11 protein-coding genes are annotated in these 15,979 nt (G+C 67.0%); 3 read left to right on the top strand and 8 right to left on the bottom strand.

Annotated elements, in window-relative coordinates; genetic code table 11:
• Nucleotides 1-112: 112 nt before the first annotated feature.
• Together OB895_RS15940 and OB895_RS15935 are read right to left on the bottom strand one after the other, a co-directional pair.
• Complete coding sequence (locus OB895_RS15940) at nucleotides 113-1,849, bottom strand: DUF4012 domain-containing protein (protein ID WP_309690855.1); 1,737 nt, start codon at nucleotides 1,847-1,849, stop codon at nucleotides 113-115.
• A gap of 73 nt (nucleotides 1,850-1,922) precedes the next feature.
• On the bottom strand, nucleotides 1,923-4,025 hold the full coding sequence (locus OB895_RS15935; RefSeq protein ID WP_311878145.1) for a glycosyl hydrolase: 2,103 nt from the start codon (nucleotides 4,023-4,025) through the stop codon (nucleotides 1,923-1,925).
• A gap of 166 nt (nucleotides 4,026-4,191) precedes the next feature.
• Between OB895_RS15935 and OB895_RS15930 the strand changes: the two genes are divergently transcribed.
• Both OB895_RS15930 and OB895_RS15925 read left to right on the top strand, forming a co-directional pair.
• A complete protein-coding gene (locus OB895_RS15930; RefSeq protein ID WP_311878143.1) occupies nucleotides 4,192-5,319 on the top strand; it encodes a glycosyltransferase in 1,128 nt (375 codons plus the stop codon).
• A complete protein-coding gene (locus tag OB895_RS15925; protein ID WP_311878141.1) occupies nucleotides 5,316-6,281 on the top strand; it encodes a glycosyltransferase family 4 protein in 966 nt (321 codons plus the stop codon). Before OB895_RS15930 ends, OB895_RS15925 begins: the two co-directional genes overlap by 4 nt.
• Here the strand turns inward: OB895_RS15925 and OB895_RS15920 are convergent, their stop codons facing one another.
• From OB895_RS15920 to OB895_RS15900, 5 genes are all read right to left on the bottom strand, one after another.
• Entirely contained in the window at nucleotides 6,282-7,382 is a 1,101-nt protein-coding gene (locus tag OB895_RS15920) for a glycosyltransferase (protein WP_311878139.1), read from the bottom strand.
• Nucleotides 7,379-8,482 carry a hypothetical protein gene (locus tag OB895_RS15915; RefSeq protein WP_311878134.1) on the bottom strand — a complete coding sequence of 368 codons (1,104 nt, stop codon included), beginning with the start codon at nucleotides 8,480-8,482 and terminating at the stop codon, nucleotides 7,379-7,381. The genes OB895_RS15920 and OB895_RS15915 overlap by 4 nt, the downstream gene beginning before the upstream one ends.
• Nucleotides 8,483-8,557: 75 nt before the next feature.
• The gene (locus OB895_RS15910; RefSeq protein WP_311878132.1) at nucleotides 8,558-10,162 is read right to left on the bottom strand and encodes an ABC transporter ATP-binding protein; all 1,605 of its coding nucleotides are present in this window, start codon (nucleotides 10,160-10,162) and stop codon (nucleotides 8,558-8,560) included.
• Between the two features lie 49 nt (nucleotides 10,163-10,211).
• Nucleotides 10,212-11,063, bottom strand: coding sequence for an ABC transporter permease (locus tag OB895_RS15905; protein WP_311878131.1), 852 nt, complete (start codon nucleotides 11,061-11,063; stop codon nucleotides 10,212-10,214).
• Nucleotides 11,064-11,169: 106 nt separating this feature from the next.
• A complete protein-coding gene (locus OB895_RS15900; RefSeq protein WP_309690876.1) occupies nucleotides 11,170-12,336 on the bottom strand; it encodes a nucleotide sugar dehydrogenase in 1,167 nt (388 codons plus the stop codon).
• A 40-nt stretch (nucleotides 12,337-12,376) separates the two neighbouring features.
• On the opposite strand from OB895_RS15900, the gene OB895_RS15895 reads away from it, so the two are divergent.
• Entirely contained in the window at nucleotides 12,377-14,710 is a 2,334-nt protein-coding gene (locus OB895_RS15895) for a glycosyltransferase (protein ID WP_311878130.1), read from the top strand.
• Between the two features lie 16 nt (nucleotides 14,711-14,726).
• Here the strand turns inward: OB895_RS15895 and OB895_RS15890 are convergent, their stop codons facing one another.
• Nucleotides 14,727-15,770, bottom strand: a complete 1,044-nt coding sequence (locus OB895_RS15890; protein WP_311879934.1) for a hypothetical protein — start codon at nucleotides 15,768-15,770, stop codon at nucleotides 14,727-14,729.
• Nucleotides 15,771-15,979 lie beyond the last annotated feature (209 nt).

Below are 15,979 nucleotides of genomic sequence, written 5' to 3'. Positions count from 1 at the left end.
GGCGCTGAAGCCACCGTGCTCAAGTTGAACGACGACGACTCTCACCCCCTCGGCTGTACTGACGCCAGAACGCGAGCAAGTATATCGGTCTGCCCGGAGGCCGGGACAGACCCTAACCGCCGCAGCCGTCGGTGACGACGGGCTTCGCGCCCCGCACCATCGGGTTGGTCCTCACCTCGAGGGGTCCGTAGTCGCCATCGCCACCGACGAACGTCGCTGCGACATCGACCGAGTCGCCCGGGTCGAACCAGGCCTCGAATGCGACGACCGGCCGGCCGAGGTCATCGACGTCGCGGTGCATCACCGAGACCTCGTCACCGTTGAAGGTCGCGTCGCTCAACGTCGTTCCCGGAGGCCCGTAGATGAAGATCCAGTCGCGGAAGCGAGCGCCGAAGGTCATGCTCTGCACGTAGCGGGGCAGCGCCTCGGCCTGCCGCTGCGTCAGAGGCAGCGTGAGCGATGCGGTGGCGGTGAACGTGGCCGCATCTGCCTCGCATACGGCCGTCGCCGTCGTCGCGGTCTCCGTGAAGTAGTCGATCTTCGAGCCGTTGCTGTTGTTGAAATAGATGCCCATGGTGGTCACGTTGGAGTTGTCAGCGGGAAGCACACCGCTGATCTTGGCCCCTTCGATCGCATCGGCCACCTGCTCGTCGTCGCTCCAGACCAGCACGCTGCCCTGCGACGCGCTCTCCGAGATGGCCCACAGCATGTCCTTCGGATCGAAGTCACCGGTTGCGATCTTGTCGAAGACCGCAGCCGCCGTGTCGGCGAAGAATCCGTCGACGAGCTCGGGCTCCTCGTAGGAGTCCCAGCGCCCGTAGACCTCACTCAACAGCAGCGAGACCGCATTCTCCTCGGAGAGGACCTCACCTGAGGCCAGCTCGATCGGCCCTGTCGCCTTGAGGATCCGAGACAGTGCAAGAGGGTCGATGGAGATCACGCCGGCGATCTCGTCGTCGGCGATGTCCCGCTGCCACCAGGCCCGCATGATCTTCGCCGCGGTCGGGAAGTCGGGGCGGCTCATGCTCGTGTTGATGTGGTCGACGAGATAGCTCGTGTAGAGCTCGATGGCGCTGGGGGGCACGTCGACGTCGACCGCGACGCCGTTCTGGTAGTTGCCGCTGTCGCCCTGCGCGCCTATCTCGATCGCGCCCTCATCGACCTTCACGAGAGTCTGCGCGGCAGCGCTGCCCCCGAGGGCGAGCGTCTCGGCGTTGTTCTGGAAGACGAGCAGATACTTGCGCTCGCCATCACCTCCGAGAAGCTTCGGAAGAACACCGATCATGGGGGCCGCCGTCGACATCACCTCTTCGACCTGGTCGACGCCCTCGCGCACGACGGAGACGAGGAAAGGAGACTTCGAAACGGACTCCAGCCCGTCAGCGAGTTCAGTCACGTGCTGCGCCTGATCGTCGGTGGCATCGAGAAGCCGCTCCGTTATCGATCCGGTGGAGTTCTCATCGCCCATCACGGGGAGCGCGACATCGTTGACGAGCGCATCGAGCGACTGCGCCGCAAGGCGCACTCCCTTGAGGTTGTCACCCACCACAGGAATCCACTCCATGACCCACCACACCGGGTCGGATGCCGCGGCACCGGCGCTGGCGGCGCTTTCGGACAGCTCAGGGAGCACTTCGTCGACAGCGCCTCCTCCCTGAATCTCCTCGATGAGATCCTGGCTCTGGACCAGACCGTCCTTCACAGTGATGGCACGCAGCCCCACCCAGCAGACGGCGACGAGGAACGCGATGACGACCAGGATGACAACGGTCCAGATGCGGCGCCGCCGACGCTGACGTCCCGATCCCTGTTCGTCGATGCCCTTCGCATCCCGACGCTCTGCGCTCATGAAGGACTTACCTCTCGTGCTGTACGGATCTGATGAATTGTACTTGCGGCGCCTGGGGCCGCTCGGGTCGCACTCACTCCGACTCCGACTCCGAATCCGACTCCGACTCCGAAGAGATGAACACAGGCGACGCGCCCAGAGTCAGCGTGACCTCGCCGTCCTCGGGAACCACTGACTGCGTCTGCCCGGACATGTCAGTGACCGTCAGCGGGACGTCCGATGCGAAGGTGCGCTGCACCTCGCCCTGCTTCGCCCACGCGATGCGGGTCTCGTCGTCTCCTGATCCGAACACCTCGACCGTGGTCGTGTCGTCCGATTCGTCTGAGACGAACGCCTTGTCTCGCAACTGCGTGATCATCAGCGCCTGGGCGAAGGCTCCGGGCTTCGGCGCCAGAGCCACCACATCGGCTCTGGGCGCGTTCTCGTAGAGCCCGAAGTTCGCTTCGCCCGCCGCAGGGTCGGGGGTGTCATTGACGAGGTCGTACCAGAAGTACTTCTCGACTCCGTTCGCGAAGGCCAGGGCCTGATTGCGCACCATCATCTGCCCCTGCTCGAGCAGGGAGACGCCGTCGTAGTGCGTGGGGAATCCCATCTCGGTGACCCACACCGGGCGCGTCTCGCCCGCGAACTCCTGCATGTCTGCGTAGGACTGCTGCACGGTCCCGGCGATCAGATCGGCGTCGCGGTTGATCCACGACTCGTAGGGGTGGTAACTCGCCGCGTCGGTCACGGCCATGCCGCCGGCCTGCCAGAACCCGGAGAACCATTCGCTGTCATAGAGGGCTGTGGAGCCCGTGACGATGGGGAGATCGGGATAGGCCGTGCTGACGTGGTCTCGGACGGACTGCGCGATCGGCACGTAGCAGGCGGGCGCCGGCCCGCAGGCCGTGTCGTTCTCACGATGGTTGAACTCGTTCAGGACTTCGAGACCGACGAGGTCGAACCGGTCGGCGACGGCCTTCGCATAAGCGCCGTACGCCTGGATCGCCTCCTCGTTTCCTGGTGCCTTCCTGGCACCGTAGAGCCTGTTGCCGTAGACGACGAGGCCCAGCAGCTTCACGTCGTTCGCGTGCATGCGCTCGAACTCGCGCACATAGTTCTGGTCCCACACGTACTGGCCGGCGACCTTCTCGTTCCGCTCCCACGAGATGTCGTTGCGCACCTCGGCGAAGCCGATCGCGGCCGCAAGAGAACCTGTGCCGATGAAGGGGTCCTTCTCGACGTGGGATCCCACCCCGAAGCGTCCGTCCTGGCTCACGGAGAAGCCGTCGGCGTCGATCACGGCGACATCCGTCTGGATCTGCCGCCCTGAGGAGTCATTGACAGTGACGGCGTAGTGTCCCTGAGACACGCCGGTCAACGGCAGGGCCGACAGAGGCCCTGCGGACCCGAACTCACCGGTGATCGGCTCACCGCCGGCCGTCGATGTGGCGCTCCACTGCGCGGGCCCCTCAGCGAGGGAGACGGCGAGCAGTGCGGATTCGTCCGTCATGATGAGAGAGTCGTTGACGATGCCCGCCGGAGTCTGCACGGCTTCGAACGATCCGTTGGGCACGAGGTTGTCGCCGCCGGCCGCGGTGATCGACACGTCATCGATCCCGAACCCGCGCACCGCGCCGGAGAGCACGACATCGAACGTGGATGCGGCGGCCTGATCGGCCGCCGATGTGAACGGGAACTCGATCGTCTCCCAGTCCGCGTCCAGCTCGGGAAGAGTGAAGGTCTGGCCCGCGGCGGTCAAGCGAACGCCCGTCTCGGTCTTCTCCTCTGCGAGCACTCGCACCGAGACGCTGAGCGTGTACTCCGTGTCCGGAGCGAGCGCGACCGGAGCAGACGCGGCGATGATGTCCGCATCGTCGGCCGGAGCATCCACCCGCAGGGACACAGCGCCCTCCGCGGCGTCTCCGACTTCGGGAAGAACCGTGCCGACCACTCCGCGATCCGCGAGCGTCCATGCATCGATCGATGCGCGTGCGACGTTCGTCACCGGAACCACGGCCGGCGGCTCGGTCGCGACAGGCTCGGGAGTAGCCTCAGGCGACCGCGATGCCTCCGTGCGAGGCTGCGCCTGCTGTCCGGAGATCACCATCGCAGCCGCGGCACCGCCGCCGACAAGGAGCACGGTGACCGCGCTCGCGATGATGATCGTCTTCTTCGTCGCGCGCAGAGCCATCATGTCCTTTCCCCCGAATGTTCGTCTCCAATGTATCGGGTCGCACTCGGGACGAAGCTGACAGCCGTCCGGGGCTCACCCGCCGAGAACTTCCCTAGACTCGACGCATGCTTGCCGAGGCCCAGCCGACACTGCGCGCCCGCGTGCCCTGTGGTGCTAGGTCGGCACTGTGAGCGGTGTGCTGGTGCACGAATGGCTCTCTCCGAGAGGCGGCTCCGAGAACGTCTTCGAGGCACTGAGCCGGGTCTTCCCGGACGCAGCCCGCTATTGCCTGTGGAATGAAAGCGAAGGCCGCTTCGTCGTCGATGGCGAGACATGGCTGGCCCGCACACCGCTGCGCGGACGCAAGGCCGCAGCCGTCGGTCTGATGCCGCTCGCCTGGCGGACTCTTCCGAGCGTCGATGCGGACTGGATCCTCACGAGCTCGCATCTCTTCGCACACCATGCGAGATTCGGGGGCTCCGGGCGCGGCGCCCCGAAGCTCGTCTACGCCCACACCCCGGCGCGCTACATCTGGAACCCCGAGCTCGATGAGCGCGGCGACACGTTCGCCGCGAGGACCGCCGCGAACATGCTGAAGGGGCTCGATCGCAGGCGTGCTCAGGAACCGGTCGCGATCGCCGCGAACAGCGTGTTCGTGCAGAAGCGCATCGCCCAGGCGTGGCATCGCGAGAGCACGGTGATCCACCCTCCCGTCGATGTGACGGGTTTCCTCCGCGCACCGGAACCGGACGAACGCGATGAGGCCGCCCTTGCGCTCCTGCCCGAGACATTCCTCCTCGGCTTCTCCCGATTCATTCCCTACAAGCGGCTTGATCTCGTGATCGAGGCCGGCATCGCCGCCGACGTTCCCGTCGTTCTCGCGGGTGCGGGACCGGACGAGGCACGTCTGCGCTCGTTCGCCGAGGAGCGCGCACCCGGTCGGGTCTTCTTCGTGCGGTCGCCGGGAGCGGAGCTCTACCGGGCGCTGCTGCAGCGCTGCATCGCCCTCGTCTTCCCCGCGGTGGAGGACTTCGGCATCGTCCCCGTCGAGGCCATGGCAGCGGGCCGACCTGTGATCGCCCCCGCCGTGGGCGGGACGGGCGAGACGATCGTCGACGGCGGCACCGGCGCGTTCGTCGAGCACTGGTCGCGCGACGAGCTGCGCCGTGCGGTCGAGGTGGCCGCCGGCGTCTCACCCGAAGCCTGCCGAACGCAGGCGGAGAAGTTCTCCGAAGCGGTGTTCGCCGATCGCATCAGGGAGTGGGTGGCGGAGTCTGTCGACGGCGCACGCCAGCCGGAGACGAGGAGCGCGTGACCGTTCTCGTCGACGACCGGTATCGCGGCACGCACGGCATCGGCCGCTACGCCGCAGAGGTCCTCCCCCGGCTGTCTCTGCCCTGGGCACCCCTGCATCTCGGTGGCACCCCGTTCTCCGCGGTCGACGCGTTCCGCTCGGTGGGTGCCGCCGCTGCTCCCGGCACTCTCGTCTATTCGCCCGGCTACGGTGCGCTCGTTCGAGCCCGAAAGCAGCTGCTCACGCTGCACGATCTCATCCAGCTGAGCGCCCCGGGGCTCGACCGCTGGAAGTTCGCGGCCTACTACTCCGGTCCGGTCAGAAACGTCGTCCGCAGAGCAGGCGCCGTGCTCACCGTCTCCGAGACATCGGCCCGAGCGCTTCGTTCATGGGTGAACGACGACGATGTCGAGATCGTCAATGCGGGCAATGGGTGCTCTGACGCCTTCCACCCCCGCGCAGGCGCGCTGCAGCAGTCCGATCCCTACGTGCTGTTCGTCGGCAACGGCCGCGCCCACAAGAATCTCGACGTGGTCCTCGACGCCCTGGTCTCAGCGCGCGACGTGCGCCTCGTCGCCGTGGTTCCCGAGCGCGAGATCGCCGACCTCGAGACCAGGGCGACGCAGCGGCTCGTCGACGCCCGAGTGCGCTGGGTGACCGGAGTCGACGACGAGAGGCTCGCCGATCTCTATCGTGGCGCTGCGGCGACCGTGATGCCCTCGACGCTCGAGGGGTTCGGCCTTCCGGCCCTGGAGTCGGTCCGCTGCGGCACCCCTGTCGTGTACTGGGCAGGGTGCGAATCGGTCGCGGAGATCGTCGGAGACCGCGGTCACGCCGTGTCCTCCCCCGGCGATGTGCAGGAGTGGGCGCACGCGTTGACCGAGGCCGTGGCCGCCCGGCGACGGGTCGCACCACCCGAGGGCTACGACTGGAACCGCACCGCGGGGATCGTCTCTGAGACGATCACCCGACTGCTCGGCTGACTAGGTTCTGCGTCGCTCGACCGACCAGAGGAAGTCCTCGAGCGAATCGGTCTTGCGCTCCCACGATGCGGAGGATGCCGCGTCCATGCCGGCGTGGTTCGGCGACGAGTGTCCCAAGGCGCGTTCCAGCGCGGCATCCGCACCTCGGTCGTCGTCATACACCTCGATGCCGAGATCGGATGATTCGCGGATGCCGGGCGTCTCGCGCGCCACCACGGCCAGACCCGCCGCGAGGTATTCGTAGAGTTTCATCGGGCTGCGGCCGGCATTGAGCGGACTGTCGGAGAGCGGCAGAAGGCCGACGCGCGCCGTGTGCAGCAGCGCCGGAACCTCGGCGTAGGGAACGGGCCCGATGATGTGGACGTTCGACGGCACCGTGTGCGGCGGGCGAGCGTCGGGACCGGCGATGACGAAGCCGACGTCTGGTCGTGCTCGCGCCCAGGCGAAGACGCGCTCCCAGTCGAATCGGCCGTCGAGCGCACCGACGTAGACGCACCGCGCCGCACGGGCGCGATCTTCGCCGACCTCCGGTGCGAAGCGGATGACCTCAGCGCCGTTGCCCAGCACGAGCGAGGGGGTGCCCAGGGTGCCGAGTCCGCGCAGGACTTCGTCGGAGGTGGCGATCACGCCGTCGACCTCGTCGAGAATGCGTCGCTGCAGGGCGTGTTTCACCCCATCGGGGTAGAGATCGGTGGGCCGATAGATCACACGATGCGAGAGCGATCGCACAGAGGCGTCCCACAGCAGCGGCTGATCGATGAGCACGGCGTCGAATCCCCCGGCGATGCCGTCGTGCTGCAGCATCCGGGCGACGCGGGGAGCTCCGACCGGCGCCGGCAGGATCGTGCGCGGGACGACCTGCAGCACCCCGTCATCGTCTCGCCGAGCGCGACGTGGCACGCCTGCCAGCTGCTGACGATCGACACGTCCGGTCAACCGGTGGATGAGCGAGATCGGGGTGCTCAGATGCACGACGTCCGCTCCGCGTTCGGAGAGCACACGGGCGTAGTGGTGGCTGCCGACCCGGAAAGCGCCGAACGGATGACTGTGCGAGAGGAACAGGATGCGCGCGGGCGCGGCTCGCGCCACGGCGTCGGTCATGCTCGCACCCGACGCACAGTGTCGCGGATCTCCTGCTGAATGCCCTCGAGCTTCGCCGCCGCGATGCGCACGCGTTCGGAGACCTCCGCCGCGCGTTCCGGCCTCGGGAGAAGCGCCGCGCGCATACGCGTCTGGTCGCTCGCGGACGAGTCGACCGAGACGCCGTGCAGCCCGATGGCCGCGAACGCCTTCGTGATCTTCACCGTGGGGCCGGGAACCAGTTCGACGGGAACCGCCCCGCTCAGAGCGGCGAGCACGAGCACGTGCATGCGGTCGCTGATGACGACCTGCGCCGCCTCGTAGCGTTGCCGGAGGCTCTCCTCCTGCACGAGGGGATCGGTGTCACCCCAGGCCTCGAACTCGCCGCCGAGCAGCTGCGCGAGCTCACGCGCTCGGCTCTCGTCTTCGCGCACCTGCACGACGGTGCGGATCGAGAGACCGGCGCGCTCGGCGGCCTCACGCACTGCATCCAGCCACTCCGCATCCGGCATCGGGCGCGCACCACGCAGACTCACCAGCAACTCGGAGCGCTCACCCCAGGGGAGCCCGGCGCGTGTCCCCGCCGAGAAGCCGATGTCCGGTGCGAGCCTGCCGCACCGCGCGGTCGCCAGCGTCGCTTCGTCACGCCACAGCGTCACCTGCGAGAGGCGAGCCGCCAGGCGATGAATGGCGAGGGCCGGCCACGAGGGCGCACGTATCCCCCTCGGTGGACGGACGACCACGCCGCCCTTGAGTCGGACGATCAGAGTCTCGGCCAGGAAGACGAGCTCCCTGAGACCGTTGCCCCGGTCGAGCGGGATCTCTCCCGCTTCGAACACCAGCACCGGGTGACGCGGAGCCAGAACGAGAAGCCGGAGCCAACGCGGCACCGACTTCTTGGTCCGCAGCACGAGGGACCCGGCAGGCACACCCAGTTGCCTCAGCCACACATCGGGTGCATCTCCGGTGTAGGCGACCAGCTCGTCACTCGTGCCCACCGCCCATGCGAGCGTCTCGCGGCGGATGAGCGCGTCGCCGATGTTGCCCGCGGGGCCCGTGAGCGACACGAAGGTTCGGGTGGCGCGGGGCGCTCTGGACGATCGTGGATCCCGGCGGCGCATGAGGTAAATCTAGTCCGTTCGCCGAGGCGAGCCGTTCACGGATGCCGAGCGGTGTGGTGCTGGCGCGCCGCGTGCTCAGGGTGTGGTCGCGCCGGTTCCGGGATCGAAGACGGGCGGCTCGGTGATCGGCGGGGTCGTGGGCTCCGGCGTCGGCTCGGTGGGCGGCGTGCTCGGCTGGGGCTCGACAGGCACTTCAGGTGCCGGCGGGGTGACCGGCTCGGGCTCCGCCGGCTGGGAGGGTCGCGGGTCGGGCCGGGGCTCCTCGTAGTCCGGTTCCTCAGTCTCGACCGGCAGCACCCGCGCGACCGAGGCGGACGCACTGACTCTCACCCCATCGGCGTTCTCCGCGGTGACGGTGTACACGACTGCCTCCGCCGCGCACGAGAAGGGAACGGCTCGATCAGTCAGATTCGCCGGCAGCGCGGCGGCGATGGGAAGCTCGAGCGCGTCGACCTGTGCATCTCCCGCTCCGATCGCGACACTCTCCGCGTCATCGATCTGCCAGCTCAACAGCACTTGTGCTTCGGCCTCTTCCGAGGCGCATTCGACGGTCGCCACATTGGTGGAGAAGCTCTGGATCACCGGATCAGCTGCATCTGAGGCTGGCGCCGACGTCGGACGCGGGGATGTCTCTGGGTCTACCGGTGCCGCCACGCTGCTGAGCGTACCGATGATCGCGCCAGCGGCCACCGCGAGCAGAACTGCGACGCCGGAGAGCACCATCAGCAGGACGCTCCGCTTCCTCGTTCGCTGCTCGAGACGTCGATGACGCTCTCGACGTGCACGAGAGCGCGGCTCGTCTGAACCGGATGACAGAGCGACGGGCGAAGAGTGTGCTCTCGATGGATCGTCGTCCTCGACTGAACCCGCATCGAATCCGACGGCAATAGGTGCGTTCTTCGTCGCGGGTTTTGCCGCCGACGCGGCGCCAACGGCGCCGGCGCCAGGGTTCCTGGTCCAGGTGAGGTATTCGGAAATCACGTCGTCCGCAGGGCCATCCGCGATGAGTTCGCCCTTGTGGACCCACAGCACACGCTCGCAGGTCTCCTTGAGCGAGCCGACGGAGTGGCTGACAATCATCACCAGACCTGCGCTGTCGCGAAGCTCATTGATGCGCTTCTCGCTCTTCGCGCGGAACCGGCGGTCACCTACCGAGAGCGCCTCGTCGATGAGCAAAATAGAATGAGCCCGCGCCGAGGCTATGGCAAAGCGCAGTCGCGCCGCCATGCCTGACGAGTAGGTACGCATCGGGTGATAAATGAAGTCGTTGAGCTCGGCGAAGTCGGCGATTTCATCGACTTGAGCCGCCGCCTCATCCGGTGCGAAGCCCATCGCCAGCAGCCCGAGCCTGATGTTGTTCTCGCCGGACAGCTCGGGAACGAGCGCCGCGTTCACTCCAAGCAGCACCGGCCGCTCTCTCGCGAAAATCGCGCCCTCGGACGGAGGAATGAGACCACTCATCGCCCGGAACAGAGTCGACTTCCCCGAGCCGTTATGACCTACGACGCCGATGGACTCGCCTTCGCTCGCCGTGAAGCTCACCCCTCGGAGCGCGGGCACCGTCTGGAGATCACGACCGCCTCGGATGGAGCTGAGGCTCATCAGGGAGTCACGGGCCGTCATCCGCTTGCCCGCGGCATATACGCGATAGTTCACGTGTACGTCATCGGCGATCATCATCGCGCGAGGCGCTTGGGCGGCGGAAGCCCGCTGCGCGGGCATGAGGAGATCAGTCACTGAGCCCGTACCTCGGTTCGCCGCGCCAGAAATAGAGCACCCCGCCCACGAGCATGACCACGGCCCAGATCGGCGCCGCCACCCATGCCAGGAGAGGCGCCGAGTAGCCGGACAGCAGCACGTCGCGCGCGAGTGAGATGAACTCGTACGTCGGAATCAGATGGACGATCGTGAGCAGAGTCGGAAAACCTGCGAGAGCGCCATCGACATTGAAGAAGATGCCACTCGCGTAGAAGAGCACCCGGTTGATGATGGGAACCAACTGCTGAATGTCTCGCGTGCGCACTGCGATCCGAGCGACCACCAGCGCTACGCCGAGATTGAACGCACCCATCACAGCGAGGATAGGGACGATGAGAAGCCAGGACCAGGTGATCGGTTCACCGAGTATGAGGAGGAGGATCCCGAGCAGAAGCACGACGGGGATCATCCGCATCGCTTGTTCCGCGATCACGGATACCGGCAACAGCACACGCGGGAACCCGAAGCTCTGGACCAACTTGGCGTTGCTCGTGATCGCCTTCGATCCGCTGCCGAAGCAGCCTGTGAAGAATTCGAAAACAAAGACGCCCACAATGAGATAGGGAACGAAGTTCGCTGGCCGAGCGGACCCGGCGAGGATGAAATTAAAGATCGTGCCGTAGACGATCGCGAGCGCCAGCGGCTTGAGGACGATCCAGAGGACGCCGAGACGGTTCGGCAGCAGGCCGGAGATGAGGCGGCTGCCGGCTAGCCGCAGCGCAAAGGTGCGAAGTCGCCAAGTCTCCGCGAGGTAGTCGCCGAGCCGGGGACGGGTTCCGACCTCAGTCAGACCGGCGGTCGCGGGCACAGCCATCGCTCCCATTCGGAATCCTCTACCTCTCTCTACCCCGATACGCGGTGAGTGTGCACCCGGGCGGCATATCGGATTATGTTACCCCACACGCCGATTCCGCCACCCGGGAGGCGACTCAGTCGCGGCCGTAGATGTCGCGGGTGTAGATCTTGTGGGCGACGTCGTCGAGCGCATCCGTCGAGCGATTGGCGATGATGACATCGGCCCGGGCCTTGAACTCGTCGAGGTCGCGCACGACCTCCGAGTGGAAGAACTCGTCTTCGTCGAGGGACGGCTCGTAGACGACCACCTCGACACCCTTCGCCTTGATGCGCTTCATGATGCCCTGGATCGACGACGCCCGGAAGTTGTCAGAACCCGACTTCATGACGAGGCGGTAGACGCCGACGGTGCGGGGCTCTCGGGCGAGGATGTCGGTGGCGACGAAATCCTTGCGGGTGCTGTTGGCATCGACGATCGCGGCGATGAGATTCTGCGGCACCTTGGAGTAGTTCGCGAGCAGCTGCTTGGTGTCCTTCGGCAGGCAGTATCCGCCGTAGCCGAAGGAGGGGTTGTTGTAGTGCGACCCGATGCGCGGGTCGAGTCCCACGCCCTCGATGATCTGCTTGGTGTCGAGCCCGTGCACGACCGCATAGGTGTCGAGTTCGTTGAAGTACGCCACGCGCAGCGCCAGGTAGGTGTTGGCGAAGAGCTTGATCGCCTCGGCCTCGGTCGACTCGGTGAGCAGCACCGGCACGTCGGTGGCGATCGCGCCCTCGAGGAGAAGTTCGGCGAAACGCTCTCCGACGGGGCCTCGGTCTCCGACGACGATCCGCGAGGGATAGAGGTTGTCGTGCAGCGCGCGACCCTCTCGCAGGAACTCCGGCGAGAAGACGATCTTCGACTCCGGATGTTCGGCTTTCATACGCGCCGTGAACCCGACCGGCACGGTCGACTTGATCACGATCGCGGCGTCGGGGTTCACCGCGAGCACGGTGTCGATGACGTTCTCGACCGACGAGGTGTCGAAATAGTTGGTGACCTCGTCGTAGTTCGTCGGCGTAGCGACGACGACGAACTCGGCACCCCGATAGGCCGCGTCAGCATCGACCGTCGCCGTGAGGTCGAGTTCGTGCGTGGCGAGGTAGTCCTCGAGCTCGACGTCGGCGATCGGCGAGACCCGACGACTGAGCATCTCCACCTTCGCAGGGTCGATGTCGACGGCGAACACCTCGTGGTGCTGGGCGAGGATGACGGCGTTGGACAGGCCGACGTATCCGGTCCCTGCGATGGCGATCTTCATGCCCTCAGGCTATCCCGGCCCGCGGATAGACTCGTCCGCGATGACACTGCGCCCTCTGCTCACCATCGTCATGCCGGTCTCGGGTGACGATGCGACCGTCGCGACCGCTCTCGAGAGCGCCCTCGCGCAGACCCTCGTCGACATCGAGATCATCTGCGTCGACGATGCGTCGACCGACGGCACCGCCGCCGTGCTCGAGCGGTTCCGGCAGCGCGACCCGCGCGTGCGCGTCGTGCGCCATGAGCACAACCTCTCGGCGTTCCAGGCACGCCGCACCGGGGTCCTGACGGCGAGCGCCGAACGCGTGATGTTCCTCGACGGCGACGACGAGCTGACGCCGGATGCCGCAGCGACCGCGGTCGCGCAGGTCGAGGCGACGGATTCCGACATCGTCGGGTTCGGCGTCACGGTCGTCGAACGAGACGGCCGCACCGGCAGTCCCTACGAGGTGCGACTGCAGCCGCCGCAGCATCCGCTGATCGGCAAAGACGTTCTGAGCGGGCTCTTCCCGGTCGGCAAGCCGGCACAGGGCCAACTCTGGCGATTCCTGTTCCGCACGAGCGTGCTGCGCGAGGCATACTCCCTGGTGGCCGACGACCTCTCGCTCGCCCGCGTCAACGACCTCCCGCTGCTCTTCCTCGCGGCGGCGATCGCGACCAGCTACACCGCCGTTCCCGACAAGCTCTACCGCTACCATTTCGGGCGCGGCGGCAGCGGCCATCGCGTCGACACCGTCGGACGCGCGCAGTTCTATACGGGGGCGATCACCTCGGTCGATGCGATCGGGCCGGCTGTCGAGGCACTCGCCGCGTCACATGCCGACCCGGCCCTCGTCCGCGACACCTACGAGTCCGTGCGCCTGTCGATCATCGGGTACGTGTGCTTTCAGCTCGTCGAGCACAGCGACGACGCCGTGCTCGACAGCGCTCTCGCGCATCTGCACACCGTCGCGAGCGGAAAGGACATCGTGCATGCAGCCGCGCAGTTCTATCCGGGGACGCTGAAAGCCCTGAAGTTCCACACGACGTGGCAGGGCCCGCCCGAGGGTTCTGCGCGCAGCATCCTGCTCGTCACGTCGACGCTGCGCACCGGGGGCGTCTCGGCCGTGCTCACCTCGCAGGCGCGATATCTGCACGAAGCGGGTTATCGCGTGACCGTCGTGGCGCGCAACGGCGGGAGCGACGCGAGCGTGCTGCCGGTCGGCATCCCGTTCATCGAGCTGGCCTCACGTCAGCTCCCCGCTCAGCTCACGCAGTGGGCTGAGATCTGCCGAGCGCAGGAGGTCGATGTGATCATCGACCACCAGGTGCTCTACATGGACACCTGGCCGGAGTTCGCCCTCGTGGCGCGAGCCGAGGGCGCGGCGACCATCGGCTGGCTGCACAACTTCGTCGCGCGCCCCGTATACGACGGCAACGATCGACTGACGCTCATCGAGCGGTGCAGCCCCACTCTCGCCCAGCTCATCACGCTGTCGCCACTCGATGTCGCCTACTTCCGGCTGCGCGGCATCGACCACGTCGCGTACCTGCCGAATCCCCCGTCGCCGCTGATGCTCGAGTCGGCGGCTCACTCGGGTGCGAAGCCCGCGCCGTCGGGTCGGCTCGAGCTGGTGTGGTGGGGACGACTCGAGCAGCGCACCAAGCAGGTGCGGGAGCTCGTCGAGGTGGGCGTGCAGCTGCGCGCTCTCGGTGTGCCGTTCAACCTCACGATCATCGGCCCCGACTGGGATGACGTCACCGCGAAGAAGCTCAACACGCTCGCACGGCGGCGGGGCGTCGGCGACGCCGTCACCGCCGTCGGGCCGCGGCGAGGAGCTGCCCTTGTCGCCGCGATCGACGCTGCGGATGCGTTCATCTCGACGAGCATCATCGAGGGGTACCAGCTCACGATCGCCGAGGCACAGGCTCGGGGGCTTCCGGTCTTCATGTACGAGCTGCCGTGGCTCACCCTCGTGCAGGAGAACCAGGGCGTCGTCGCCGTACCTCAGGGCGACGCACGGGGGCTCGCCTCCCGGCTCGCCGAGACGCTCGCGGATCCCGAACGCTATGCGCAGCTGTCGCTGGCGTCGTTGGATGCTGCGTCACGGGCTCGCGAGGATGATTTCTCTCAGCTGTATGTCGACCTGGTCACCGGCGGTCTTCCACCGAAGTTCGCACCGCAGCCGGCTCTCGATGATGCGCGGCAGCTGCTCGGCCTTCTGGTGTTCTTCGCCGAGCGCGCGGAGGGTCGCACCGTCGCGTCCACGGACTCGGCGACATGGGGCAAGCGCATGTGGCAGTCCGCGGCACCACTCGGGCGCGCAACCCTGCGGCGCCTCCCCGGACTCCAGCCGCTCGCACACCGCGCGAAGGGGTGGCTCGGCGCGCGCTGAGGCCCGACCGCGGGCGTTACGCCACTGCGTCCATCGCCGCACGGATTCGTGCGGTGAGGTCTGCGATCTCGGCGCGGGCGACGTTCACCGCTGGTGCGAGCGTCGGAAGGTGTGTCTCGAATCGAAGGGCGAAGTCGCCGAACTGGTCGTACCGACCGACGAGGTCGCCGAGACCCACCGCCGCCAGCAGGCGGGAGATCTTATGCGGGTCGCTTCCCGAGCCGATCGGGTACGCCCCCTCGGTCGCGCCCATGATGAGGCCGTGCGCACGATCGCTGATGACAGCGAGCGACCGACTGTACACCGCGCGCACGTACTCATCGAGAATGTCGTGGCGCATGCTCGGGGGCTCCAGGTAGTCGCCTCCCAGCGCTTCAGCGAGACGCACGGCACGGGGAGAATCGCGCGCCACCTGCGTCACCGTCACTATGCGGGTCGACGTAGCACGAGCGAACGCCTTCACCGCCGAGAGCCACTCATCGCCCGGCCACGGCCGGTCGAAACGGAACGTGACCGCGAGGAGCGGCCGCTCGTCGGGCTTGGCCCAGTCAGCGGTCGCCCGACCGAGCGAGTACGCCCAGTCCGGTGCGAATCCGCCGAAGCCCACGGCATCCCGTGAGCCCTGGTCGCGCCACGACATGACCGCGGCGTCGCGGAACGCCGGGTCGAACTTCACGGAGCTCACATCCTGAGCGTTGCGGATGCCGATGCCCGTGGCGAGCACGATGCCGCCGTTCGACACCGCGCGCGTGGCTTCCTTGACCAGGCGCGGTCCAGGGAAGACCCCCGGACGCGGGTTGATCTCGCCCGCGTTGAACGCGTAGACGGGGCGCGTCGTCGCGTTCATCGCACGAGCCCATGACACCCGGTCCTCGTAGAAGGTGACATCCGATGTGGTCGAGAACCGCGCGGAGTAGTCGGTCGTGGGCGTCGCGAGGAAGACGTGCACGTGCCTTCCCTGACCGCGAAGGGCATCGAGGTACGCAACGCGAAGCTCGGAATCGCCGAGGTTGTCGTCCTGGCCGCTCAACTGCGCGAAGACATTCTGAGTAGTTTCCATGTTCACCGAGGTCAAAGTCTATTGTTAGGAGTGTGTCGTTCGCGTTCAGGTCTCTCGTCGCCCGCACGCGGACCCGTTTGGGCCGTGTGAGTCCCAGCGGGGACGAGCGAGACGTGAGTCTCAAAGTACTCGTATCCGGACGTCCTCCCTCGCATCGTCTCCGTTATGTGGATCAGATTCTGGGAGACAGCTCGGTTTCCAGCCCTCCC

It is taken from the genome of Microbacterium forte (assembly GCF_031885415.1).
GTDB classification, from domain to species: domain Bacteria; phylum Actinomycetota; class Actinomycetes; order Actinomycetales; family Microbacteriaceae; genus Microbacterium; species Microbacterium forte.
Note: the sequence above shows the minus strand (reverse complement) of the source record. Positions and strands in the feature narration are given on the sequence as shown.